Origin of the sequence: Robbsia sp. KACC 23696, from assembly GCF_039852015.1 — a bacterium.
GTDB lineage: Bacteria > Pseudomonadota > Gammaproteobacteria > Burkholderiales > Burkholderiaceae > Robbsia.
Genome location: NZ_CP156626.1, coordinates 1216352 through 1239198 on the forward strand (window position 1 = coordinate 1216352; position 22847 = coordinate 1239198).

At 63.4% G+C, this 22847-nt stretch carries 21 protein-coding genes; 11 read left to right on the top strand and 10 right to left on the bottom strand.

The window, feature by feature from the left end:
* Positions 1-14: 14 nt before the first annotated feature.
* The 6 genes from ABEG21_RS05010 (at position 15) to ABEG21_RS05035 (ending at position 7216) form a co-directional block, all read left to right on the top strand.
* Entirely contained in the window at positions 15-1316 is a 1302-nt protein-coding gene (locus ABEG21_RS05010) for a multidrug efflux MFS transporter (protein ID WP_347556152.1), read from the top strand.
* A 189-nt stretch (positions 1317-1505) separates the two neighbouring features.
* Complete coding sequence (locus ABEG21_RS05015; RefSeq protein WP_347556153.1) at positions 1506-1910, top strand: RcnB family protein; 405 nt, start codon at positions 1506-1508, stop codon at positions 1908-1910.
* A 63-nt stretch (positions 1911-1973) separates the two neighbouring features.
* On the top strand, positions 1974-3365 hold the full coding sequence (locus ABEG21_RS05020) for an arsenic transporter (RefSeq protein ID WP_347556154.1): 1392 nt from the start codon (positions 1974-1976) through the stop codon (positions 3363-3365).
* A gap of 245 nt (positions 3366-3610) precedes the next feature.
* Positions 3611-4474 carry a flagellar motor stator protein MotA gene (motA, locus tag ABEG21_RS05025; protein ID WP_347556155.1) on the top strand — a complete coding sequence of 288 codons (864 nt, stop codon included), beginning with the start codon at positions 3611-3613 and terminating at the stop codon, positions 4472-4474.
* On the top strand, positions 4471-5580 hold the full coding sequence (gene motB, locus ABEG21_RS05030; protein WP_347556156.1) for a flagellar motor protein MotB: 1110 nt from the start codon (positions 4471-4473) through the stop codon (positions 5578-5580). The genes motA and motB overlap by 4 nt, the downstream gene beginning before the upstream one ends.
* A 199-nt stretch (positions 5581-5779) precedes the next feature.
* The gene (locus tag ABEG21_RS05035; protein WP_347556157.1) at positions 5780-7216 is read left to right on the top strand and encodes a YihY/virulence factor BrkB family protein; all 1437 of its coding nucleotides are present in this window, start codon (positions 5780-5782) and stop codon (positions 7214-7216) included.
* Positions 7217-7269: 53 nt separating this feature from the next.
* Here ABEG21_RS05035 and ABEG21_RS05040 read toward each other — a convergent pair whose 3' ends face one another.
* Entirely contained in the window at positions 7270-7566 is a 297-nt protein-coding gene (locus ABEG21_RS05040; protein WP_347556158.1) for a hypothetical protein, read from the bottom strand.
* 353 nt (positions 7567-7919) lie between these two features.
* Here ABEG21_RS05040 and minC point away from each other — a divergent pair, with 353 nt between their 5' ends.
* Genes minC through minE form a run of 3 tightly spaced genes read left to right on the top strand, consistent with a single transcriptional unit; the run spans position 7920 to position 9846 of the window.
* Entirely contained in the window at positions 7920-8723 is an 804-nt protein-coding gene (gene minC / locus ABEG21_RS05045) for a septum site-determining protein MinC (RefSeq protein ID WP_347556159.1), read from the top strand.
* A 43-nt stretch (positions 8724-8766) separates the two neighbouring features.
* Positions 8767-9582 (top strand): septum site-determining protein MinD, encoded by an 816-nt coding sequence (gene minD, locus ABEG21_RS05050; RefSeq protein WP_347556160.1) that lies wholly within the window; start codon positions 8767-8769, stop codon positions 9580-9582.
* Positions 9583-9591: 9 nt separating this feature from the next.
* A complete protein-coding gene (gene minE / locus ABEG21_RS05055; RefSeq protein ID WP_347556161.1) occupies positions 9592-9846 on the top strand; it encodes a cell division topological specificity factor MinE in 255 nt (84 codons plus the stop codon).
* Here the strand turns inward: minE and ABEG21_RS05060 are convergent.
* From ABEG21_RS05060 to ABEG21_RS05100, 9 genes are all read right to left on the bottom strand, one after another.
* Entirely contained in the window at positions 9837-11261 is a 1425-nt protein-coding gene (locus ABEG21_RS05060) for a chloride channel protein (protein ID WP_347556162.1), read from the bottom strand. The two genes, minE and ABEG21_RS05060, sit on opposite strands and share 10 nt — an antisense overlap.
* A gap of 218 nt (positions 11262-11479) precedes the next feature.
* A complete protein-coding gene (locus tag ABEG21_RS05065; protein ID WP_347556163.1) occupies positions 11480-13408 on the bottom strand; it encodes a Wzy polymerase domain-containing protein in 1929 nt (642 codons plus the stop codon).
* A gap of 178 nt (positions 13409-13586) precedes the next feature.
* Entirely contained in the window at positions 13587-14816 is a 1230-nt protein-coding gene (locus ABEG21_RS05070) for an OpgC domain-containing protein (RefSeq protein WP_347556164.1), read from the bottom strand.
* Between the two features lie 387 nt (positions 14817-15203).
* Positions 15204-15779 carry a cyclic pyranopterin monophosphate synthase MoaC gene (gene moaC / locus ABEG21_RS05075; RefSeq protein WP_347556165.1) on the bottom strand — a complete coding sequence of 192 codons (576 nt, stop codon included), beginning with the start codon at positions 15777-15779 and terminating at the stop codon, positions 15204-15206.
* 75 nt (positions 15780-15854) lie between these two features.
* Entirely contained in the window at positions 15855-16595 is a 741-nt protein-coding gene (locus ABEG21_RS05080; RefSeq protein WP_347556166.1) for a DUF2946 family protein, read from the bottom strand.
* 1 nt (position 16596) lies between these two features.
* Positions 16597-17637, bottom strand: a complete 1041-nt coding sequence (locus ABEG21_RS05085; RefSeq protein ID WP_347556167.1) for an alpha/beta fold hydrolase — start codon at positions 17635-17637, stop codon at positions 16597-16599.
* Positions 17621-18061, bottom strand: coding sequence for a nuclear transport factor 2 family protein (locus ABEG21_RS05090; RefSeq protein WP_347556168.1), 441 nt, complete (start codon positions 18059-18061; stop codon positions 17621-17623). The genes ABEG21_RS05085 and ABEG21_RS05090 overlap by 17 nt, the downstream gene beginning before the upstream one ends.
* A 57-nt stretch (positions 18062-18118) precedes the next feature.
* On the bottom strand, positions 18119-19144 hold the full coding sequence (gene waaF / locus ABEG21_RS05095) for a lipopolysaccharide heptosyltransferase II (protein WP_347556169.1): 1026 nt from the start codon (positions 19142-19144) through the stop codon (positions 18119-18121).
* A gap of 206 nt (positions 19145-19350) precedes the next feature.
* Positions 19351-19545: a zinc-finger domain-containing protein gene (locus ABEG21_RS05100; RefSeq protein ID WP_347556170.1), complete on the bottom strand. Its 195-nt coding sequence runs from the start codon at positions 19543-19545 to the stop codon at positions 19351-19353.
* A gap of 425 nt (positions 19546-19970) precedes the next feature.
* Between ABEG21_RS05100 and ABEG21_RS05105 the strand changes: the two genes are divergently transcribed.
* Both ABEG21_RS05105 and pyk read left to right on the top strand, forming a co-directional pair.
* On the top strand, positions 19971-21203 hold the full coding sequence (locus ABEG21_RS05105) for a phosphoglycerate kinase (RefSeq protein WP_347556171.1): 1233 nt from the start codon (positions 19971-19973) through the stop codon (positions 21201-21203).
* Positions 21204-21338: 135 nt separating this feature from the next.
* Positions 21339-22769, top strand: a complete 1431-nt coding sequence (pyk, locus tag ABEG21_RS05110) for a pyruvate kinase (RefSeq protein WP_347556633.1) — start codon at positions 21339-21341, stop codon at positions 22767-22769.
* The last annotated feature ends 78 nt before the right edge of the window (positions 22770-22847 follow it).

The window sequence follows — 22847 nt, forward strand, 5'->3', positions numbered from 1 at the left end:
AGGATAAAAACATCGTGTCCCGCTCTGCCGTATCCTCGCCCGCACCGGCCCCGGCTGCGCCGGAATACTTCAATCCGGCGTGGCGCCGCAATCTCGCCGTATGCGTCTTCGGCTCGTTTACGACGCTGGTCGCCATGACCTTGCTGTTGCCCTTCCTGCCTTTGTACGTGGCCGAATTGGGTGTGCATGACCCGGCGGCGATCGCGCGGTGGTCAGGCCTGGCATTCGGCGCGACGTTTTTCAGCGCGGCGCTGCTGTCGCCGCTCTGGGGGCGTCTCGCGGACCGGTACGGCCGCAAGCTGATGATGATTCGCGCCAGCCTCGGCATGGCGATCGCGATGTCGCTGCTCGGCATGGTGCACGACGTCTGGCAATTGGTGGCGGTCCGCTTGCTGGCCGGTATTCTCGGCGGCTATGCGTCCGGATCGATGATCCTGGTTGCCACGCAGACGCCGAAGGCACGCGTCGGTTGGGCGTTGGGTACCTTGTCGTCGGGCATCATGCTCGGCAATCTGGTCGGACCGTTGATCGGCGGCGTCTTGCCGCAATGGATCGGCATTCGTTGGACCTTCCTCGCGGCAGGTGGCGTGATATTCATCGCCTTTCTAGCCACCACTTTCCTGATCAAGGAGGACGCCTCGCAACGCCAGCCGAAGAAAGGCGCGACCGCTGCCACGCAATCGACGGGAGACACAGCGACGCCGCCACGGAAGGAAGGCTGGGCAGCCATCCCGCAGAAGGGGCCGGTCATCGCCATGCTCGTAACTGGGATGTTGTTGATGTTCGCCAATATGTCGATCGAGCCGATCATCACGCTGTTCGTCGGCGACCTCGTCAGTGCGTCACAGGTCACCTTGGTGTCGGGGCTTGCGATGTCGGCGGCCGCGCTGGGGAGTGTGCTGTCGGCGTCGCGACTCGGTAAGCTCGCCGACCGTATCGGGCATTGGCGCGTGATCATCAGCTGCATGATCGCGGCGGCGATTTTGCTGGTGCCGCAGGCCTTCGTGCAGTCCGCCTGGCAGTTGGTTCTGCTGCGTTTCATGATGGGGCTGGCATTGGGCGGCTTGCTGCCTTGCGTCGCCAGCGTGATCCGGCATCGGGTGCCGTCGCATATCGCGGGCAGCATGCTCGGCTATTCGACGTCGGCGCAATACGCGGGGCAGGTCACCGGGCCGCTCGCGGGCGGCATGTTGGGCGGCACATTCGGTATGCGCTCGGTCTTCATCGGCACGGCCGTATTGATGGCGCTTAGCGCCGCGGCCAATGTCGTGCTCTCGAAACGCTATGCAGCGTCGTCGCCTACCGGCGGGGCATGACGGTGCGGCGCGATGACACACGATGATCCGCAGCCCGGGGCCGATGACAGCGCGATCAAGGCGTCGGGGATCGGCGCGTTCGCCGCCCCATCACTGCAATGCTGTTACATCTGTGACGTGCACTGTAAGGCAACGGATCGAAAAATAGGCGATGATGGTTTCACACGAACACGTTGCAAGGAGTAGAACATGAAATCGAAAGCCATCGCGTTGTTGCTGGCATCGGCCCTGGTGGGCACGTCGGCGGGAGCCTTCGCACAAGGTGGTCCGGGACCGGACAATCATGGGGGACCGGACCAACATGGCGGCCCGGGACCGCGAGGCGGTGACCACGGCGGCCCGCAAGGCGGACCGCGTGGCGGCGACATGCATGCCGACAATCACGGCGGCCGTCCGCCGGTGCCGCATCAGGACTGGCGTCGTGGCCAACGTCTGCCGAACGACTATCGCGACAACCGCTATGTCGTGAACGATTGGCATGCACATGGCCTGCGTCAACCGCCGCGCGGTTATGAATGGCGCCAAGTCAATGGTGACTACGTGCTGGCCGCAGTGGCGACGGGCGTGATCACCAGCATCATCCTCTCGCACTGATCGAACGCGCTTGGATGTGAATGACATGATGTCCTGGCACCCTCTTATTGATATGGGAGCCTCATGCCGACTGGATTGATCTGGTGCGTGATCGTCTTATCGATCGTGGGTGTGATGACAAGACCGTTGCGTTTGCCCGAGGCTGTTTTTGCCTTGGGCGGCGCAGCGGTTTTGTGCCTTGGTGGCGCGCTGCCGTGGGCGGCGGCGGGGCAGGCCGTGCTCAAGGGCATGGATGTCTACCTGTTCCTGACGGGCATGATGCTGGTGTCGGAGATCGCGCGACAAACGGGCGTGTTCGACTATGTTGCCGTGCATGCGGCGCGACGCGCGCGAGGGAGCGCTTATCGACTGCTTTGGCTGGTGTATGCGGTAGGTGTCGTCGTGACGGCGTTGATGTCGAACGACGCCACCGCCGTGGTGTTAACGCCCGCCGTTCTGGCGGCCACGCGAGCGGCAAAGGTGCGCGAACCGTTGCCGTATCTTTACGCTTGCGCCTTCGTCGCGAACGCGGCCAGCTTTATCCTGCCGATCGCCAATCCGGCGAATCTCGTCGTGTTTCAAAATCAAATGCCGCCGCTGGGCGCGTGGTTGGCACGCTTTGCCTTGCCGTCGCTGCTCGCGGTCGGCCTGACATACGGTGCGCTTCGTTTCACGCAACGCGTGGCGTTGCGGGAGGCGTTCTCGGCACAAGAGCAAGACGCATCCGACGTTGGCAATGCGGGCGATCACGACGATCATGGCGATCACGACGAGGCCGGCGCAACCCTGTCGCTGCCAGGCCGGTGGGCCGTGGCCGGTATCGCTACACTGGTCGTCGTCATGTTGACCGCCTCGGCCCGCGATATGGCGCTTGGCGCGCCAACGGCGGTGTGCGGCTGCGTCGTGCTTGCCGTCGTCTCGATCGCGGCACGCCGCAAGCAGCCCGCTGGGGCCGATGTCAACGCGGATGCCAATGCATTCGGCGTTCTCGACGTCCTGCGAGGCGTGTCGTGGGGCGTGCTGCCGATGGTGGCGGGACTGTTCGTCCTGGTCGAAGCGTTGGCGCAGACCGGCGCCTTGCACGCGGCGGCGCAATGGCTTCAGCAGCGATTACAGGACGGCGGTGCAACGAACCAGGCGATGGTCGCGGGCGGTGCGGGCATCGCAACGGCCTTGCTTGGCAATCTGGTGAACAACCTGCCCGCGGGTTTGGTTGCCGGTACGATCGTCGGCCAGGCGCATGTTCCCGCGCTGACAGCCAGCGCGGTCGCCATCGGCATCGATCTCGGGCCGAATCTATCGGTCACCGGCTCCTTGGCGACGCTGCTGTGGCTGACCGCATTGCGGCGCGAGAACCTCGATGTCAGCGCGTGGCGCTTCTTGCGCGTCGGCGTTGTGGTCATGGTGCCGGCGCTGCTCGCCGCGCTGGCCGGACTCGTGCTGCAGGACCTCATCGTGCAGACCTGGCTGAAGTAAGGAGGCCAATCGGCTGACCCCTTGCCACGGCAGTGCGTCCAAGACGCACAAAAACGCTGAAAATTCCCTTTCGAAGCGATCGTTTGAAAGCGACTGTTAGAATAATTTCTCTTCAAATTCAATGCATTAATGCTTGCTGCGGCAGGGTGCCGCCCTGACGGTCGCACTCAAGTTTTGCCCTTTCCGGTCGTAATCCGAGGTATCCGGGCGTTGCCCGAACCCTCTTTGCTTCGGAAGGTGCATCAATGTTTGTGATCATTGGGATGGTTCTCGTCGTCGGCTGCGTTGTCGGCAGCTTCATCGGTGCGGGCGGACACGTCGCCGCGCTGATTCAGCCGCTCGAGCTCCTTTGTATCCTGGGCGCGGCCACCGGCGCCTTCGTGATCAGCAATCCCGGCAAGACGATCAAGGCGACGATGGCTGCGCTGCCGAAAGCGTTCAAGGGCAATGCCTTTACGAAAGAACGCTATGTGCAACTGATTTCGCTGCTGTACGAGCTGCTGCAGAAGGCGCGTAAGGACGGCATGATCGCGCTCGAAGCGGATGTCGAGTCGCCCGATTCCAGCCCGATCTTCCAGAAGTATCCGGACGTGGTGGCAGACCATCATCTGCTCGAATTCATCGTCGACTATCTGCGCATGATGTCGTCGGGCAACCTGACCGTGCACGAAATCCAGGACCTGATGGACGCGGAAATGGATACGCATCACTCCGAGGCCGCCGTTCCGGGCGGTGCCTTGCAAGGCATGGCCGACGGTTTGCCGGCGTTCGGGATCGTGGCGGCGGTGATGGGCGTGGTGCACACGATGGGCTCGGTGGGCGCACCGCCGGCCGTGCTGGGCGAGTTGATCGCAGGCGCGCTGGTGGGAACCTTCCTCGGCATCTTGATGGCCTATGGCTTCATCGGCCCGCTGGCGACCTTGATCAATGCGAAGGCGAAGGAAGCGGGCAAGCCCTACGAGTGCGTGAAGTGCGTGTTGCTCGCGTCGCTCGGCGGTTATGCACCGAGCATCGCCGTGGAATTCGGCCGCAAGGTCTTGTTCACCGCGGATCGCCCCTCCTTCAATGAACTGGAAGAAGCGGTCAAGGCGACCAAGGGGCCGCGATGAGCGACGACAAGGATCGCGTCTCGCTGACGATCATCCGTCGGAAGTCCAAGGGGGATCACGGCGGACATCATGGCGGCGCATGGAAAATCGCCTACGCGGACTTCGTGACCGCGATGATGGCCTTCTTCCTGCTGATGTGGTTGCTCGGCTCGACGACAAAGGGCGAGAAAGCCGGGATCGCCGATTACTTCAATACGCCGCTGCGCGTCGCGTTGACGGGCGGTGCATATTCGGGCGGTGCCACGTCGATTCTGCAAGGCGGCGGCTCGGACATGACGAAGACCAATATCGGCGACGTCAAGCACGACGACCCGGTGAAGTCGAAGGCCAAGCCGACGTCGCCGCTGGACGAGAAGAAGCAGCAACAGACGAAGGCTGATGATCTGCGCAAGCTGAGCGCGCTGAAGCAGAAGATCGAGCAACTGATCGATCAGAATATCAAGCTGAAGCCGTTCAAGAACCAGATTCGGCTGGATATCACCAGCGAAGGCCTGCGTATTCAAATTACCGACGCGCAGAACCGGCCGATGTTTGCTTCGGGGAGTTCGGTCCTGGCGCAATACACGAAGTCGATTCTCTATGAGATCGGCGTGGCGTTGAACGACGTGGAAAACCGCGTGTCCATCGCCGGGCATACGGATTCGGCGCCGTACAGCGGCGGGGAGAAGGGGTATTCAAACTGGGAGCTGTCCAGCGAACGGGCGAATGCGGCGCGACGTGAACTGATCTCGGGCGGCATGAACGAGCGCAAGGTGATTCAGGTACGCGGTTTGGCCGACGCGCTACCGCTGGATTTCAAGGATCCGGCTGCACCGATGAATCGACGGATCAGCATCCTGGTGCTGAACCATGAAAGCCTCGCGGCCTTCCTGCGCGACGGGGGCCGGACCGACGTCGGCGACGGCGAGCAAGCCGCCGATTTGATCGGGGCCTCGGGCACGCCGACCGCTGCCGCGAAGGCCGCATCGATGGCGGCCAGCGACAGCGTCACCAGCGCGGCACCGTCGACTTCGGCCGCCCCGACCGCATCGACCAGCCATGCCACGGCGGCCAAGCCCGCTGCGGCGAGCGCCCCGGCGGAAGCCCCAGCCGCCGCGTCGCACTGACCCGACCCCGCCACGCGGCACCTCTGGCTAACGCGTCGGGTGTCCTCACGCGATCGCGCCTTGCTGACGGACCGGGAACGAAATGTGCTAAATCACCGGCAAACCTTTCGCTTCGCAAGGCCGCCACGGCGTATCGGACGGGCATCTCAGCCCGTTGCGCATTACCGTGCCGGCCTGTCTCTTTCCCGGGGGCCGCACCATGCCAGCAGTCGATACCAAATCCATCGCACGAGAACTGAAAAAAGACGGTAAGCAGTCCGTTTCGGTGGGCATGCGCGCGGCAAAACGTTTCGGCGCCGATAAATGCACGACGCTGGCGGCCGGTATCGCGTTCTATTCGGCGTTTTCCCTCGCGCCGATGCTGCTGATGGTGATCGCCGTGGCCGGCTGGTTCTACGGCGCCGAAGCGGCACGTGGGCAGTTGTTTTCCAGGGTGCAGGGGTTCCTCGGTAGCGACGCCGCCGCCGCGATTCAGGCCATCGTCGAACATGCGCATCAGCAGGGCGGTGGCGGCTTTGCTGCGATTCTGTCGATCGTGCTGCTCGTCGTCGGGGCCTCCGCGACGTTTTCATCGCTGAATACCGCTCTCGATGTGGTCCTCCCGATGCCGAAGCGTGAATCGCGCTCCGGCGTCGTGCAGATGGTCCGCACACGCCTTATCTCGTTCGGCCTTGTGCTGGGCGTCGCGTTCCTGCTGATCGTGTCCCTCGTCCTGGATACGGTGATCACGTTTATCGGCGCCATGCTCTGGCAGAACACGCCCTTCGTTTTCTTCGGCAATCTCGCGCAGATGCTCGTCAGCTTCGTCATTATGCTGGCGGCATTCGGTGCATTGATCAAATTCCTGCCCGACGCGTCCGCTCTGGTGCGCTGGCGCGATGCGGCGTGGGGCGGCGCCGTCTCGGCGCTGCTGTTCACGATCGGCAAGAAACTTTTTGCGATGTATCTGGCGCATGCCGGGACCGCCAGCGCTTTCGGTGCGGCAGGATCTCTGGCCGTTTTGCTGATGTGGCTGTATTTCTCTGCGGCGGTACTGCTGCTAGGCGCCGAAGTCGCGGCCGTGCGGGGCGGATTCGATCTTCCCGATGACAGCGCGACCGCCCATCGCGGCGCGGGGTCGAATAGGTCGGCGGCGCGCCTGGTACCAGGTCAGGCCGTACAGCATCCGGAGAATAGTTTGGCACCGGCATCGACGGTGCCGCTGGCACCGCCGTCGACCGCGCGCAGCCTGCAAGCGGCGGTCGATCGTGCGATTGCCCGCTCGCGCTATCCAACCCTGCTGAAATTGGCAACGCAGGCGGCACCGTTGGTGCTCCAGGGGATCAGCCTGTTGCTGCCGACGCATCGACGCGCGGCCACGCCGCCGGCGGCACCGGCGCGCGGGGCCAAAGGGGCCACGGCTGAGCCGTCGAAAGGGCGTGGAAAGTCGGCCGTCGTCGCGGCGATGCTCGCCGCCTTGTTCCAAGGAAAGAAGCGCCCGGCGCCGCCGAAACGCGGCGTCACGCATGTGACCGGCGTGAAAACCTCGTACGGCCGCGCTGTCGCGTCGCGCACCCGACACCCGGTCGCGACCGCGCTATTCGCGGCCGGCACGGGTCTCGTGATCGCCAGCTTGGCGAATCGGACGAAGAAATAAGGTAGAACAACGGCGCCGCGACGCTCACCGTGACCGGCGACGCGGCGCGGTGATCAGTAGGCGATCAAGTTGCCGAGGATCAGGGCCGCTAGGACCAGCCAGATGATGCCGCCGATAAAGCTGCGGCGAATCAGGGCGCGCACCCCGGCGACGAGAAACAGCACGCCAACGACCAAAAACAGAATATTGACGGCGGATGCGTGAATGCCCAAGGCGTCGGCGAAGCCGTGGGTGAATTCATGCAGGGCGTGGCCGATCCCACCGATCACCGCTGTCAGCAAGTGGACGATGGTCCGTAAGACGCTGCCGAGCACATTGCCCAGCCCTTCGAAGAAATTTCCGGATTGCATCGAGATATCGTTAATGCCGGCCCGCGCGTTGGTGCGATGCGGTGACCGGCGGAGTTTTTTATCTATCTTACCCGTAACGGCCGCGAATACCGTAACGGCGTGCGAACGAATGCTTCGGCAAAGGCCGGCAACCGCCGTGCCTCCCGCTATTTTCCCTCACTGTAGCAGCGACTGTCCGGCCGCCTGGGCTAAGGCGCTCCCGCTTCGCACAGGGGCGCAAACGCCTGCGCGAGGGCATTGGCGGTACGCATAAAATGAAAAGAAATCGTTACAACGCTCGACCAGCGGGGCCATGCCTGTAAAATACGCGAAACTTTGTCACAAACCCGTGACTGCAGCCCCGTCAGCAATCTATGTCGCTCAAAAAAACGCCGTTCTTCGAATTGCGAAGTGGTACCGTCGATCTATTGCATTTTGTGATGAAAACCGCCGACGTCGGCGCGTTACGTGCCGAATTGGCGCGCCGTTTCGAATCGACGCCTGCGTTTTTTGCCGGTGAGTCCGTCGCCGTCGACGTACGACGTCTCGAAACACCGCTCTCCAGTCTTGATCTGGTGCAGATCGAGGCCTTATTGACCGAATTCCGCATGCGCACCGCGGGCGTCGTGATCGACACGAACGACGCGTTGCAGCGCGGCTGGGCCGAAAGTCAGCATGCGCCGATCCTGGAGTCGCGCGAGCGAGGCCGGAATGGCGAGCTGGCCGAGGACAGCGCTGCAACGCCCTCGGCCGTGACAGCGGCGGCCGCGACGGCGACTACCGAGACAGGTGGCGATGCCGCCGCGTCGAGCCCGGCATCCGGCGCGCCGTCGTCGAAAGCGACCCCGACATTGGTCATCGACCGCCCCTTGCGTTCCGGGCAGCGGATCTATGCCGAGGGCGACCTCGTCATACTCGGCCAGGTCAGCAATGGCGCCGAGGTGATCGCCGAGGGCAATATTCACGTCTATGCGCCGCTGCGCGGCCGTGCGCTGGCGGGGGTGCATGGCAATCATGCTGCGCGGATTTTCTGTACGTGCCTCGAGCCGGAGCTGATCTCGATCGCCGGTATCTATCGGACGACGGAAAATCCCTTGGCGGCGGATGTGCACGGCAAGCCGGTGCAGGTTCGCCTGGATGACGAAAAATTGATCTTCGAACCGCTGCGGCTGACCTGACGGCACGAGCGGTTCTTCCATTTACATTAGGTGGCAAAAGCGTATGGCAAAAATCATCGTGGTGACTTCGGGCAAGGGTGGCGTGGGCAAGACCACGACCAGCGCGAGCTTTGCGTCGGGCCTGGCGTTGCGCGGCCATAAGACCGCGGTCATCGATTTCGACGTCGGCCTGCGTAACCTCGATCTGATCATGGGTTGCGAGCGTCGCGTCGTGTATGACCTGATCAACGTCATTCAGGGCGAAGCCAATCTGAATCAGGCGCTGATCAAGGACAAGAAGTGCGACAACCTCTTTATCCTGCCGGCGTCGCAAACGCGTGACAAAGATGCGCTGACGTTGGAAGGCGTGGAAAAGGTCATCAATGACCTGATCGAAGCGAAGTTCGAGTACATCGTCTGTGACTCGCCGGCCGGTATCGAATCCGGTGCGCTGATGGCCATGTATTTCGCCGACGAAGCGCTGATCGTGACGAATCCGGAAGTGTCCTCGGTGCGCGATTCGGACCGTATCCTCGGCATCCTGTCGTCGAAGACGCGTCGGGCCAAGGAAGGCAAGGACGCGATCAAGGAACATCTGCTGATCACGCGCTACAACCCGAAGCGCGTCAACGACGGCGAAATGCTGTCGCTGACCGATATCCAGGAAATCCTGCGCATTCCGTTGATCGGTGTGATTCCGGAATCGGAATCGGTGCTGCAGGCGTCGAATCAAGGCTTGCCGGCAGTACATATCGAAGGCAGCGATGTCTCCGAAGCCTACAAGGACGTGATCGGCCGCTTCCTGGGCGAAACAAAGGAGCTGCGCTTCACGGATTACACGAAGCCAGGATTGTTACAACGCCTTTTCGGCAACAAGTAAGGAGACGATATGTCGTTTCTTTCTTTTTTGCTGGGCGAAAAGAAAAAAACCGCGGCCGTTGCAAAAGAACGGCTGCAACTGATCATTGCGCACGAGCGCGGCAGCGACAGGCCGCCGGCGGATTATCTGCCGGCATTGCAGAAGGAGCTTGTCGAGGTGATTCGCAAATACGTGAAGATCGGTGACGACGACATCAAGCTGAACATCGAGCACCAGGGCAACCTGGAAGTGCTCGAAGTGAAGATTGAGATTCCTCAGACCTGAGGCGTCGGCGGTTTTTCGCTATCCGGCATCTTTTTGTTTGCGCCGTCGTCCTCCGACGACGGATCGTGGACTGCGGCGGCCGTGGCGCTTTCCGCGGTCGGCGGCGGTGCCGACGGTGCCGGCTGCACCGCATATCGCAGCGCCAGCGTTTCATAGAAGGGTGGTGCGAAGAGTTTCGACACGCGGCTGGCCAGCAGCGATGTCACCATCAATGAAATCACCAGCGCGTGCCCGTTGATCATCTCCATGACGATCACGAAGGCGGTAATCGGCGCTTGCGTGATCGCCGACAAGAAGCCCACCATCCCGAGCGCGATCAGCAGTGGAATCGACAAGCTGCCGAAGACTTCGTGCAGCAGATTGCCGAGTCCCGCGCCAATCGCAAGCGACGGCGCGAAGATGCCGCCGGGAATGCCGGGCAGGTAGGACGCGATCATCGACGCGATTTTCAGGAAAGGGTAGAGCAGCGACAGCGACTGTCGGCCGTCCAAGGCCGCATGGGCTTCCGCATAACCGCTGCCATAGCTTGCGCCGAACGACAATAATCCCAATACCGCGACGAGCAGGCCGCAAAGGGCGCCGAATACGACCGGCCGTTCGGCGCGAATGCGCGCGATCGGTTGTGGAATCCAGCGTGTGCTGTTGACGATCAGCCAGCACGCGCCGCCGCCGGCGATACCGGTGACGACGGCCACGGCGACGCACGCCAGAATCAACATCTTCGGAAAATCGGTGCGGACCTCGATCGTGCCGAAATAGGTGTAGTTGCCGTTGATGCCAAGCGCGACGATACCGGCGAAGATGATCGCCGTGATCACCACGCCGCTGGCGCGCTGCTCGAAATTGCGCGCCAGTTCCTCGATCGCGAATACGATCCCGGCCAAGGGCGTGTTGAAGGCGGCCGACAGACCGGCGGCGGCACCGGCCAGCGCCAGTTGGCGCTCAAGCGCGACCGTGGAGTTGCGATAGAAGCGGCGCAACTGGTACATCAAGGACGCCGCAACCTGAACGGTCGGGCCTTCGCGACCGATCGTGAACCCGCCGAGAATCGCGATGAAGGAGATGCCGATCTTGCCGACGATGATGCGCGGCGTCAGCAAGGTGCTCCCGAGCGAGGCGTCGCGATGCAGCATCGCCACCACCTGCGGAATGCCGCTGCCTTCCGATCCTTTGAAGAAGGTGCGGGTGAGCCACACGCAGAGGGCGCCGACGGCGGGCGTGACCACCAACGGCGCCCAAATGGACATGTCACGCAGGCTGCTGAATAGCGTGAAGCCGTAGTCGATCAACTTGGCATAACCGACGGCGATCAAGCCGGCGACGATCGCACCCATCCAGATGATGCCGTAGTCCTGCCAGAGTTGGTGCACGCGATGCTGCGTCATGGAGGAGAGTGAGGCAAACGATCTCGGCATAGTGGACGGTCGAAGAGCGCGCATGAACGACCGGTGAGGGATCGTTTTGGCAAGCGGATTGAAAGACGGTGGGGTGTCGTCATGCACACCATGCCCCTCGATCGTCCCAGTAGGGACGACGCGTATGACGCGAATGACGAGGGGGAGCGGCCAGCGCCCTACAGAATTATATCGCGCAGTCCTGACAAGGCGCCCGGCGCCCGACTGTCGCGCGCGCGTCAGTCGTCATCGTCGTCCGTCGCGGGCACATCGCCGGGCGGTACGCCGTAGCGCGCTTTCAATTGCGCGCTGAAGTCGCTCAGTTCATTGGGGCGCTGCGCGCACAGGCTGTAGAGCAATTTCAACTGCGCGGGCCAATCGTGCAGGGATTCCGCGAAGATCTTCAGGCGGATGACCTGATCGAGCGCGGCATTCTGATCGCCCGCCAGGGCGAGCAAGATGGCATAGCGGCGTAACACTACCTCGCCGGGCAGCAATGCGATGGCCTGCCGATGCGCATCGAGCTTCGCATCGATGGCGGCGCGATCGAGCGGCATCAGCGTGCTCAGGCCGAACTGTCCCCAGGCGGAAAAGATCCAGGCCGGGTCGCTGCGATATTGCTGTTCGGGCGCGCTCCCGTAATACAGCGTCTCGGCCCGGTGATAGTCGGCCAGCACCGGATAGATCATCGCCGCGCCGGCGGCGGTGACCACCGCATAGCCGGCCACGCTCGCGGGCACCGGCAGGCGGCGGATCGATCGCGTTTCCAGCAGGCCGAATAGAAACGCCGCCGGCAACAGAAAGAACAGGTATTGCTGCGGATACTCGACTAGCGCATGCATCGCCAGTACGCCGATCAATGCCAGACCGAACAGCCGCGCCAACACATCGCCTTCGCGACGCACGATCGCGCCGAGATTGCGCCAGAGCCAGCACAAGAAGCCGATACCGACGATCAGGCCGCCGACCAAGCCGGTCTTCGCCAGCAGATCGATGACGATGTCGTGCGAGTTGTTGGCGATTTCCACATGGCCGAGCTGCTCGACGTATTCGTACTGAAAGCGCGGAAACTCGCCCCAGCCGACGCCCAGCAACGGATGCGTGCGGAACATCGTCCAGCCGTATTTCCACAGCGCCAGACGCGGCGAGATCTGCCCGACGTCCTGAAAGCGCGACGAGGCCGACTCGTCCAAATGCCAGCCGTAGAAGGTGTTGAGCTTACGCACGAGCACGTTCACGACGGCGAATACGAGTAAGGTCAGCACCGGGATCAGCCAGCGCCGCAGCCGCATCCATTTGCTGTCGTCGCCTTGACCGGTGGCGTCGAGAAGGAAACCGTCGCTGCCCAGCGTCACACGCGAAGTGGCGACGTCGCGGCGCGCCGCCCAGGCCATCAACAGGCTCGCCAGCAAGATGACCGCAACCTGCAGCCAGGGCGTGCGGGACACCGTCAGCGCAAGACCGAAGGAGTACACGGCGGCCAGGACGATCCAGGGCGCCAGCGGCAGACGCCGTGACTGCACCAGATAGACCGATGCGGCGAGGGCAAAGGATATATAGGTGGCAAGGTGGTTCGCCTGCGCCATATTGCCGAAAGGTCGACGCAACGTCGCCACGTTGTAGGACACGACAAACGGGGCGAAGGTGCGCTCGGCGTGGAAGAGCTGCACGCACTGGCAGAACACCGCGAAGCAGCCACCGGCCAGCAAGGCCCAGGCGATCCAGGTCGAGATCTCTGCGCGCCAATCGAGCTTTTCGAGCCAATGCCCGGCGTGCATGGCCAGCGCGGCGACCAATAAGCTCCCGGCACCCAGGACATTCATCGAGGGTTGGGCGGTGGGCAGCAGCACGGTCTGCAGCAAGAGCACGGCCGCGAGGGCTAGTGGCACGACGGCTACCCACGGCGACGTCGGTCCATTTTTGCCGGACGCCGACGTCGGCGTGCGCCACATGACGAGGCCGACCAAGGCCGCGAGGCCGACGTACAGACAGAACGCCGCGTATTCCGCGTAAAACGTCGGAATCGGATAGGTATGGCCGACGATCGAATAAGGAACGAGCCAGGCGCACACCAGCAAGGCGAGACAGGCGAGGGGAAGCGCGGGCGTTTTAGACGCCCAGGACGGGGGCGCGAGGGCGGATCCGCTACGCGAAGTCGAAATCGGCATCGATATAAGAAGTGGTCACGGCAACCGGCGACTATACACAAAGATGGTTGGACTGTGACCGATCGACCGGCTTTTCGCGTGAACCGTCAATGCCGCCATCCACGCGCAACACAGCGGTGCGCACAAAAACGGTGGGCGCCGCGGGTGACAAGAAGCGCACGTGAGCGCATCACACCGCTCAACGGCGGGCAGTGACTGCTGCCGCACGACGATCCGTAGGCGCGAGCGAGGGCTTGGTCGGGGTCGTCGCATGACGCGCCGAAGGCGCTTTGCGCGCGCGGCGCTTCAGCGAGGCGGCGATACCGGCGATGCAGAGCAGCAGCACCGTCGCCGTCACATCGTCGATCGCTCCAACGAGCCAGGGCTGGGCATTGGCGAGCGGGCGCGACAGCGCATCGACGGATACCGAGATACATGCGCCCGCGACGAAACAGGGCAGGCTATGTTGTCCGGTGCGCACCAGCGCGGGAAGCGCGGTGGCGAGACGACCCGCCCAGCCCCGGGCCGTGATCCAGCTTGCACACCATGCCAAGGCGGCGAAATTCAGCAGGCGGCTGACGGCCAGATTTTGCTTGTCATAGCCGGGCGTCGGTGCCGACAGGAAGAAAAGATGCCAGATGGCGAAGCCGATCACCGCGGCGACGGCCACGCGCGTGATCACCGTCGCCCAAGGGGTGGCGAGGATCTCGGCGTTCACCGGCTTGAGCCGGAAAACGGCGCCCGACACGAACATCAGTTGCCAGGCGAAGGGATTGAACGGCCAGCCTTCCGGGTAAGCGCTCGGTAAGCCTGCCGCGAGCAAGGGTGCGGCGGCCCAGACGCCGATGCTAATGACAAGCGTCAGCCAGGGCGCACGACGGGCAAGCGCCATGATTGCCGGCGCCGCGAGCGCAAACAGCAGATACATCGGCAACACCGACGACAGGAAAGGCTGGCGGCGCAAGGTGGCGATGTCGAGCAGCATGCCGAGCGGTCGGTTCAGGAAGGTGCCGGATTCAGTCGCCATCACTTCGCCGGTATCGAGCTTGAGGCCGTGGAACACCATGCCAAGCACCAGCATCATTGCCGCTAGCAACAGAAAGGCCCGGTAGATTTCGAAACCGCGTTTCAAGAATCGCTGTGCCGCGGCGCGTTCGCCTTGACGATTCAGGATGGCGGTATAAGCCGCCGCGACGGAATAGCCGCCGACGAAGACGAACATCTCGGCGGCGTCGCAGAATGCGTAGTTATGGAGCGTGATGTGGGATGCCAGGCTCTCCGGGATATGGTCGAGCATGATGACCACCAGCGCCAAGCCGCGGAAAAAATCCACCTCGACACTGCGCCGGCTGTCCGATGAACCGGGCATGGTGCCGCGAGAGGCTGTGCTGGACGCGCTGTCCAGGGCGACGGTGTTGCTGGCTGGCATGCTTGTCTCCGTTCCGCTGTCGTCGCGACACGCCCGGCCGGGCCCTGTCGCCATCGCCAACGTGAATCTGGGTGTATCCGCGTGGCGCTGCAGTGCTGTGTGCCAATTTTGCGTTCAGACGACCCGGCATGTTTTTCACGCCATTACGCGGAATTACGCCCCGCTACCCGGCGACACCCTTACCAGCCTAGAAACGATTTCTATCCGGGTCAACCCGAAGTATCGTTTGCGTAACAAAGGGTTACGACTTTCCGGCGATAAAGCGATGTTCGCTTGAGATATCAGTGAGATCCGCGTAGAAGCTGCAGGGGAGGCCTCGCAGCCTCGCTGGTTTCGCATCGATTGGACATCGACACCACACGCTTACTTCGCAGGGACTGTGCCAGCTTAGGCGATCCAGACGCCCGATTTCCCGCCGTGTTTTTCCAGAAGGCGAACGTCGGTGATCGTCATGCCCCGATCGGCCGCCTTGCACATATCGTAAATGGTCAGCAGACCGACCTGAACCGCCGTCAGTGCTTCCATTTCCACGCCGGTGCGGCCGGTCGTTTCGGTGCGGACGGTGCAGTGAACGCCGGGCAGCGCCGGATCCAACACGAAATCGGCGGCGACACGAGTGAGCGCCAGCGGATGACAGAGGGGAATCAGATCGGCGGTGCGCTTCGATCCCTGGATGGCGGCGATGCGCGCAATGCCGATGACATCGCCTTTACCCGCCGTGCCGTTCTCGATGAGCTGCAACGTTGCCGGCAACATGACGATGCTGCCGCGCGCCACCGCGATCCGGCGCGTCTCCGCCTTCGCGCCTACATCGACCATATGGGCCTGACCGGACGCATCGAAGTGAGTCAGCGGGGACGCGGTCGTCGGGGGCGCCGGGTCCGTACCGATGAGATCGTCGGGCGCACTCGGTGCCGAGGCGATGGCGGAGACGCCTTTTTGGGTCATGGATTCGGTAGTCATGCGATAGAGCTCGATGTCGGTTTCAGAAACGCGGAAAGCCGCGAAAAGCCGCGAAAAGCGCGTTCCGCGTGTCGCTCAGGCGACGGGGCGCTGATGGAATCCAAAGCGAACGGGGACGTCGTGGGCATCGATGACGCCGCAGGGCAGCGGAGCCGTTTTCCCCGGCCAATGCAGCGTTGCCTGGACGGCGCCGTCGGACGATCCCGTGTCGGCCGCTTCCAGCAGCGCCGCCATCTTGTTGGAGGCTTCTGGAAACAGCCTCAGGAACAGATCCAGGTCCTGATCGTAGAGCAGCGCGACCGTGCTCGTCGTATCTTCCGTGTCATGCGTGCTGCCGGTCGGATTGTCCGTCGGGCCGCTTGAAGCACTGCTGGGCGCGTGGTCCCACTGCGCGTCGATTCGGCGTCCGCGCTGTCCGGCAAACAGAATGCTGCCCTGCTCGTCACACCAGCAGGCGCTCGGAATAAAAGGCTGCGCGCATTGATCGATCAGTACCGGCGGCGCATCGGCCGGCGTCGGCAGGCCGTCGTCGGTGGTGCCGTGGTGCAATCGAACGACCAGGGGCACATAGTCGAGATCGACGAAAACCCGTTGCGGGCCGTTTTGGAAAAACCAACGTCCTTCGGCATCGCGCGTGTAGTTGCGGGCGATAAAGGCATTTAGCGCCGCATGGCGGATCGGCTCGCCCGGCGCGTCGGCGGCCTGACAGGCTTCGTCGCGCATGCGAAAGCGACCGCGTCGATCGAGCGCCAGCCAGCCGGTGCAGGCCGGCACATTCGGCCATTTCGCCATCGCTTCCTTGACGATACGGTCCATCTCAACCCTCCTCGTGTTGCGCCAGGTAACCCAGCACGCATCGGGCCAGCCAGGTATCGTCCGCCTGATCGCCGCTTGCGGTAAATCCCACATGGCCGCCCCGGAGCGGTTGCAGCAGCGTGATGGCGGATGAAACCTCCGTCGCAACGGGCAGCGCCGAGTGGGGCAAGAAGGGATCGTTGCGGGCATTCAGCACCAGCGTCGGCACGCGAACGGCGGGCAGGATCGGCTTCGACGATGCGCGGTGCCAGTAGTCGTCGGCATCGCGAAATCCATGCAGCGGTGCCGTCACGACATTGTCGAAGGCATGCAGATTCGCCGCGGACAGCATCGCTTCCTGTTTGAAAAGCCGTGGATACTGACGCAGCTTGGCGGCGGACTTCTGCTTCAATGTTTGCAGGAAGTGTCGCGTATAGATCTGGTTGATGCCGCGCGCTAGCGAATGACCGCCCGCGGCCAAGTCCAGCGGCGCGGAAATCGATGCCGCCGCGCGCACGCTGCGGCTTGCTTCGTGCCCCTGTTCGCCCAACCAGCGCAGCAGGGCATTTCCGCCCAGGGAGACGCCGGCGACATACAGCGGGGTACCAGCGGCCAGCGACGCGGACAGCCGCGCGAGGATCCAATCGATTTCCTCGGCGTCGCCGGAATGATAGAAACGGGGCGCGAGATTCATCTCACCGCTACAACTGCGGAAATGCGGGATAACGGCGCGCCAGCCGCGTGCGAGCGCGGCCGACGTCAACGCGCGCGCGTAATGGCTGTCCGAACTGCCCTCGAGTCCATGAAACAACACGAACAGCGGCCGGCTGCCCGCTACTGGCGACGCGTCCGAAAGGGTATCGGAAACAGCCCAATCCAGATCGATGAAGTCGCCGTCGGGTGTCGTCCAACGTTCGCGACGATATCGCACCGCCGCTTTTGGCAGCCAGAGCGAGGGGACGATCGTCTGCGCGTGGCCGCCCGGCAACCAGGCCGGCGAACGCAAGGGGGGAAGGGGGGCGCTCCGGTGCGGCACGACGTCCGGATCAGTGAAGCGGACCACGCCGGCTGCGGGACTTGGCCGCGAACTGGCTGGCGGTCTCGGCCGGCATCGTGCTCGCATGCACATGGGCCACTTTCCAGCGGCCATGCTCGTGCACCATGACATAGGTGGTGAAGACCATCGACTCGGTCTCACCCGGGCCGCGATGGATTTCCGCCGCGGCATAGACGACGGTACCGACGCTATCGTAGACGCGCACATCCAGCGCTTCGATATGTTTGCTGCCTTGATTGAATTGCAGCGCATAGCCGGCGCGGATTTTCTCCAGGCCGTGCAGATGCGCGCCGTCCGCCTGGATACACGAGACGAATTCCTCGTCGATCCAAAGTTGCATCACCGCCTCGAGATTGCGCTCGGCAACGGCGGCATAGTAGGCGTTCAGCGTGTCGGCGGCGGCTTCGAACAGTCTGGCGAATCGTGGCATCGTGGCTCGTCGGGATCGGGATCGAGAGATCGCGTTGCGCGGGCGCGTTCCAGCAACTCAGCGATGCAAGGCGAGTTGCTGGCGCGCGCTTTCGAAAACCTGCTCCGGCGCGAGCTCGCGTAGGCAATTCAAATGGCCGAGCGGGCATTCGCGCTTGAAGCAGGGACTGCATTCCAACTGCAGCCATTGTACCTGTGCCGTATCGGACAGCGGCGGAGTGTGGCGCGGATCGGTCGAACCGTACAGCGCCACCAGCGGTCGACGCAACGCCGCGGCCACGTGCATCAGCCCGGAATCGTTGCTGACCACCAAGGCGGCGCGGGCGATCAGCGCCGATGCCTCGCCCAATGCCGTCTGTCCGCACAAGTTCCGCACAAAGGGCGCGCCGTCCGAGATCGCCTGCGCGACCGGCGCGTCCTTGCGCGAGCCCAGCGCGATAAATTGCGCGTAGGGAAAGGATTGACGGAGCAATTGCGCCAGTCGCGCGAAGTGTTCCGGCGGCCAGCGCTTGGCCGGGCCGTATTCAGCGCCCGGGCAGAACGCGATCAGCGGCACGCGATTGTCCAGCGTGAAGCGATGCGAGACGCGGGCGCTCTCGTTCAGGTCTGTTTCGAGGCGTGGCGTCGGCAGGCTGTCCGACAAGGTCGCGCCGGGCGCATACGCGAGGGCGACGTAATGCGGCACCATCGGCGGCCGACTGTCCTTCGGCGGCTGCGCGTGCACCACATTCAACAGCCCGTAGCGGTACTCGCCGCGATAGCCGATCCGCAGTCGAATGCCGGCCATCCACGGAATCAACGCCGATTTCAACGAATTCGGCAGCACGTAGGCGGCGTCATAGCCGATATCGCGCAACTCCTGCGCCAAGGCGCGACGCTGCCACAGTTGCAGCTTGCCGTGCCCCAGGTCGGTGGTGTGAACCGTGTGGATCTCCGGCATCCGCTCCAAAACCGGCGCGACGGCGCCCGGCGCCACGGCATCGATCTGTAGCCGGGGGTGTAGCCGTCTTAATACCGTGAACAACGGTTGGGCCATCAACGCATCGCCTATCCAGTTCGGGGCGATGACGAGCGCGCGACGCATCAGCTAGCAATCCATCTCAAATAAAAAACTGCCGCGCGGCGGGTTTCGCATCGCGCGGCGCTCGTGGGGGCGGCCATTCAGCAGGCAAGTGGCAAAGGCCGCGGCGGCGACCCGTTCTGCCTTGCCGGAGCGGGCCGGCGGGCGCTTGCCTGTCGGCCGCGTCAGGGCGCGACCGGCACGACGCAGCCTTCGATGCCCGGCAACTGTCAGTGGCCGTGTACCACTTCGCCGTCGCGCAGCTTGTACCGCGTGCTGCAATAGGGGCACTTGGTCTCGCCGTGCGTGACATCGATGAAAACACGCGGATGCGCATTCCAACGGGTCATTTCGGGGTTGGGGCAATACACGGGCAGGTCTTTTGCACCGACCTCGACCAGCGGCATCTCTTTCACGTTCGACATCGTACGGCCAATCCAGCTAGTTACGGATGGGGGCGTCGCGGCGCCCGGCGGGGAGGCGGCCGCGGATGGCGGACAGCGACGCCGGGCGGCCAGGCGGCTCGGCCCGATCCGGGATAGGGTTCCCGGACCGGCTTCTCCGCCGCTCATATATTGTCTATTGTAATTCACCCGGCGTTTCTGCGGGGCCGCGCGGCCAGGTTTGTGTCCGGTTGTATCGATCTGCCGCGTGCCGGACACATCGCGGTAGAATAATCGGCGTTCGTAACGCAAGTAACGCAAAGCTGCGGTCCGGCTCGGCGCGCACTCGGTGCCGCGCGGGCTGGGCGTCGCGGAGAGGGGCATGCTGGCTGCCTTCTTCGTCCCGACGCCGGGGACCGCCCGCAAAAACATATCGAGATTACATCGAGAAACGCGAGACACCCTTCATGACGTCCAACACGCCTGCAAACGCTTCCATTGCCTCCCCTGGTACTATCCGCCGCCTCGACGATCTGATCGCCGCCAAGCAATTGGCCGGCAAGCGCGTCTTTATTCGTGCCGATCTCAATGTGCCGCAGGACGACCAGGGCAATATCACCGAAGACACGCGCATCAAGGCATCGGTTCCGGCGATCAAGGCAGCGTTGGCGGCAGGGGCGGCGGTGATGGTGACCTCGCATCTGGGGCGTCCGACGGAAGGGCAGTTCAAGCCGGAAGACTCGTTGGCGCCGGTCGCCAAGCGCCTGGCGGAACTGCTTGGGTGCGAGGTGCCGCTGATTCAGAACTGGGTCGAAAACGGCGTCGAGGTGCAGCCGGGTCATGTCGTGCTGCTGGAAAATTGCCGCGTGAACGTCGGCGAGAAAAAGGATTCGGAGACGCTGTCCAAGCGGATCGCCTCGATGATCGACGTCTATGTCAACGATGCATTCGGCACCGCGCACCGCGCCGAGGCGACGACGCACGGCGTGGCCAAGTACGCGCCGGTCGCCGTTGCCGGCCCCTTGCTCGCCCAAGAGCTGGACGCGCTGGGCAAGGCCTTGCATGCGCCGAAGCGCCCCTTGGTCGCCATCGTCGCGGGCTCGAAGGTATCAAGCAAGCTGACGATCCTGAAGTCGCTGGCGTCGAAAGTGGATCAACTGATCGTGGGCGGCGGCATCGCCAACACCTTCATGCTCGCGTCCGGACTGCCGATCGGCAAGTCCCTGGCCGAACCGGATCTGGTGGATGAAGCGAAGCAGATCATCGAAATGATGCGCGACCGCGGCGCCCAGGTGCCGATCCCCACCGATGTCGTGACCGCGACCGAGTTCAGCGCGACGGCGCCGGCGACGGTGAAAGCTGCCGCCGACGTGGCTGCCGGCGACACGATCCTCGATATCGGTCCGGATACGGCGAAGGCCCTCGCCACGCAGTTGAAGTCGGCTGGGACGATCGTCTGGAACGGTCCGGTGGGCGTGTTCGAATTCGACGCCTTTGGTAACGGCACCAAGACGCTGGCCGAAGCGATCGCCGCCTCGGACGGTTTCTCGATTGCCGGTGGTGGCGACACGCTGGCCGCGATCGCGAAATACGGCATCTCCGATAAGGTAGGCTATATCTCGACCGGCGGTGGCGCTTTCCTCGAATTCCTCGAGGGCAAGACCTTGCCGGCAGTCGCTGTTCTTGCAGAGAGGGCCTAAGCCATGACGAAGACGGAGAACAACGACACGCACGACTCTTTGCCTCCGTCGCATGGCGCCGACGGCGGCAGTCACGGTCCGGCGCCGGCGCACTTCATCGCGCCGCCCGGGGCCCCGATCCAACCGGCCCACACCTTGCAGCGCGCGACGAAGATCGTCGCCACGCTCGGTCCGTCTTCCGACGACGCGGAGACGCTGACGCGCATGGTGCGGGCCGGGATGAACGTCGCCCGTCTGAATTTCTCGCATGGCACCGCGGACGACCATCGTCACCGTGCGGAGCGCGTAAGGGCGGCGGCGCAGGCCTGCGGTCGCGAAGTCGCGATCATGGCGGACCTGCAAGGTCCGAAGATTCGCGTCGGCAAGTTCGCGAACGGCAAGACGACGCTGCGCCCCGGCCAGGCTTTTATCCTCGACGCGGGATGCAAGATGGGCGACGACGAGCGGGTAGGGCTGGATTACCCGGAGCTGCCGCGCGATCTGTCGCCGAACGACGTGCTGTTGCTGAACGACGGACTGATCGTGCTGGTCGTCGATAAAGTGGTGGGCGAGGAGATTCACACCCGCGTCCGGATCGGCGGCGATCTGTCGAACAACAAGGGCATCAACCGGCAGGGCGGCGGCTTGTCCGCGCCCGCGCTGACGGCGAAGGACATGGACGACATCCGCACGGCGATGGCGATCCGTGCCGACTATATCGCGGTGTCTTTCCCAAAAAGCGCCGCCGATATGACGATGGCCCGACAATTGGCCACCGTCGCCGGGGCCGAGCACGGCATCAAGCCGCGCATGATCGCCAAAATCGAGCGCGCCGAAGCGATTCCGGCGCTCGACGAAATCCTCGAGGCGTCCGACGGCATCATGGTCGCGCGCGGCGATCTTGCCGTGGAAGTGGGCAATGCGGCCGTACCGGCCTTGCAGAAGCGGATGATCAAGATGGCGCGCGATGCCAATCGTGTCGTCATCACGGCCACTCAGATGATGGAATCGATGATCCAGGCGCCGGTGCCGACGCGCGCCGAAGTGTCGGACGTCGCCAATGCGGTGCTGGACGGGACCGATGCGGTGATGCTGTCCGCTGAAACCGCCGCGGGCCGTTATCCGGTGGAAACGATCGAAACGATGGCCGCAATCTGCTGCGAGGCAGAGAAGACACAGGAAGTGGCTTTTGATCGTGATATCGTTGATCGCACTTTTAAGCGGATCGACCAGTCGATTGCGATCGGTGCGATGTTTACGGCCTATCACCTCGGTGCAAAGGCGATCGTCGCCTTGACCGAGTCCGGGGCGACGGCGCTGTGGATGAGCCGACATTGGACCCAGGTGCCGATTTACGCGATGACGCCGCGCGTTCGGGCAGAGCGGGCGATGGCGTTGTATCGCAACGTCACGCCGCTGCCGATGGAAACCGGCGACGATCGCGACAAAGTGCTGACCGATGCCATTAACGTTTTGGTCGAACGGGGATATGCGAGCGCGGGCGATCGCGTGGTGCTGACGATCGGTTCGCCGATGGGACAGCCTGGCGGTACGAATGCACTGAAGATCGTGACGGTGGGCGAATAACGCCGGCCCGCCAAAGCGGGCCATGCCGTCGCGCGGAATGGAATGCTGTAGTCCTCACGCAAAAAGTTTTTATATAAA

Coding starts and splice junctions, on each gene's coding strand:
- ABEG21_RS05015 (WP_347556153.1), top strand. CDS start 1,506: ATGAAATCGAAAGCCATCGCGTTGTTGCTGGCATCGGCCCTGGTGGGC.
- ABEG21_RS05020 (WP_347556154.1), top strand. CDS start 1,974: ATGCCGACTGGATTGATCTGGTGCGTGATCGTCTTATCGATCGTGGGT.
- motA (WP_347556155.1), top strand. CDS start 3,611: ATGTTTGTGATCATTGGGATGGTTCTCGTCGTCGGCTGCGTTGTCGGC.
- motB (WP_347556156.1), top strand. CDS start 4,471: ATGAGCGACGACAAGGATCGCGTCTCGCTGACGATCATCCGTCGGAAG.
- ABEG21_RS05035 (WP_347556157.1), top strand. CDS start 5,780: ATGCCAGCAGTCGATACCAAATCCATCGCACGAGAACTGAAAAAAGAC.
- ABEG21_RS05040 (WP_347556158.1), bottom strand. CDS start 7,566: ATGCAATCCGGAAATTTCTTCGAAGGGCTGGGCAATGTGCTCGGCAGC.
- minC (WP_347556159.1), top strand. CDS start 7,920: ATGTCGCTCAAAAAAACGCCGTTCTTCGAATTGCGAAGTGGTACCGTC.
- minD (WP_347556160.1), top strand. CDS start 8,767: ATGGCAAAAATCATCGTGGTGACTTCGGGCAAGGGTGGCGTGGGCAAG.
- minE (WP_347556161.1), top strand. CDS start 9,592: ATGTCGTTTCTTTCTTTTTTGCTGGGCGAAAAGAAAAAAACCGCGGCC.
- ABEG21_RS05060 (WP_347556162.1), bottom strand. CDS start 11,261: ATGCCGAGATCGTTTGCCTCACTCTCCTCCATGACGCAGCATCGCGTG.
- ABEG21_RS05065 (WP_347556163.1), bottom strand. CDS start 13,408: ATGCCGATTTCGACTTCGCGTAGCGGATCCGCCCTCGCGCCCCCGTCC.
- ABEG21_RS05070 (WP_347556164.1), bottom strand. CDS start 14,816: ATGCCAGCCAGCAACACCGTCGCCCTGGACAGCGCGTCCAGCACAGCC.
- moaC (WP_347556165.1), bottom strand. CDS start 15,779: ATGACTACCGAATCCATGACCCAAAAAGGCGTCTCCGCCATCGCCTCG.
- ABEG21_RS05080 (WP_347556166.1), bottom strand. CDS start 16,595: ATGGACCGTATCGTCAAGGAAGCGATGGCGAAATGGCCGAATGTGCCG.
- ABEG21_RS05090 (WP_347556168.1), bottom strand. CDS start 18,061: ATGCCACGATTCGCCAGACTGTTCGAAGCCGCCGCCGACACGCTGAAC.
- waaF (WP_347556169.1), bottom strand. CDS start 19,144: ATGCGTCGCGCGCTCGTCATCGCCCCGAACTGGATAGGCGATGCGTTG.
- ABEG21_RS05100 (WP_347556170.1), bottom strand. CDS start 19,545: ATGTCGAACGTGAAAGAGATGCCGCTGGTCGAGGTCGGTGCAAAAGAC.
- ABEG21_RS05105 (WP_347556171.1), top strand. CDS start 19,971: ATGACGTCCAACACGCCTGCAAACGCTTCCATTGCCTCCCCTGGTACT.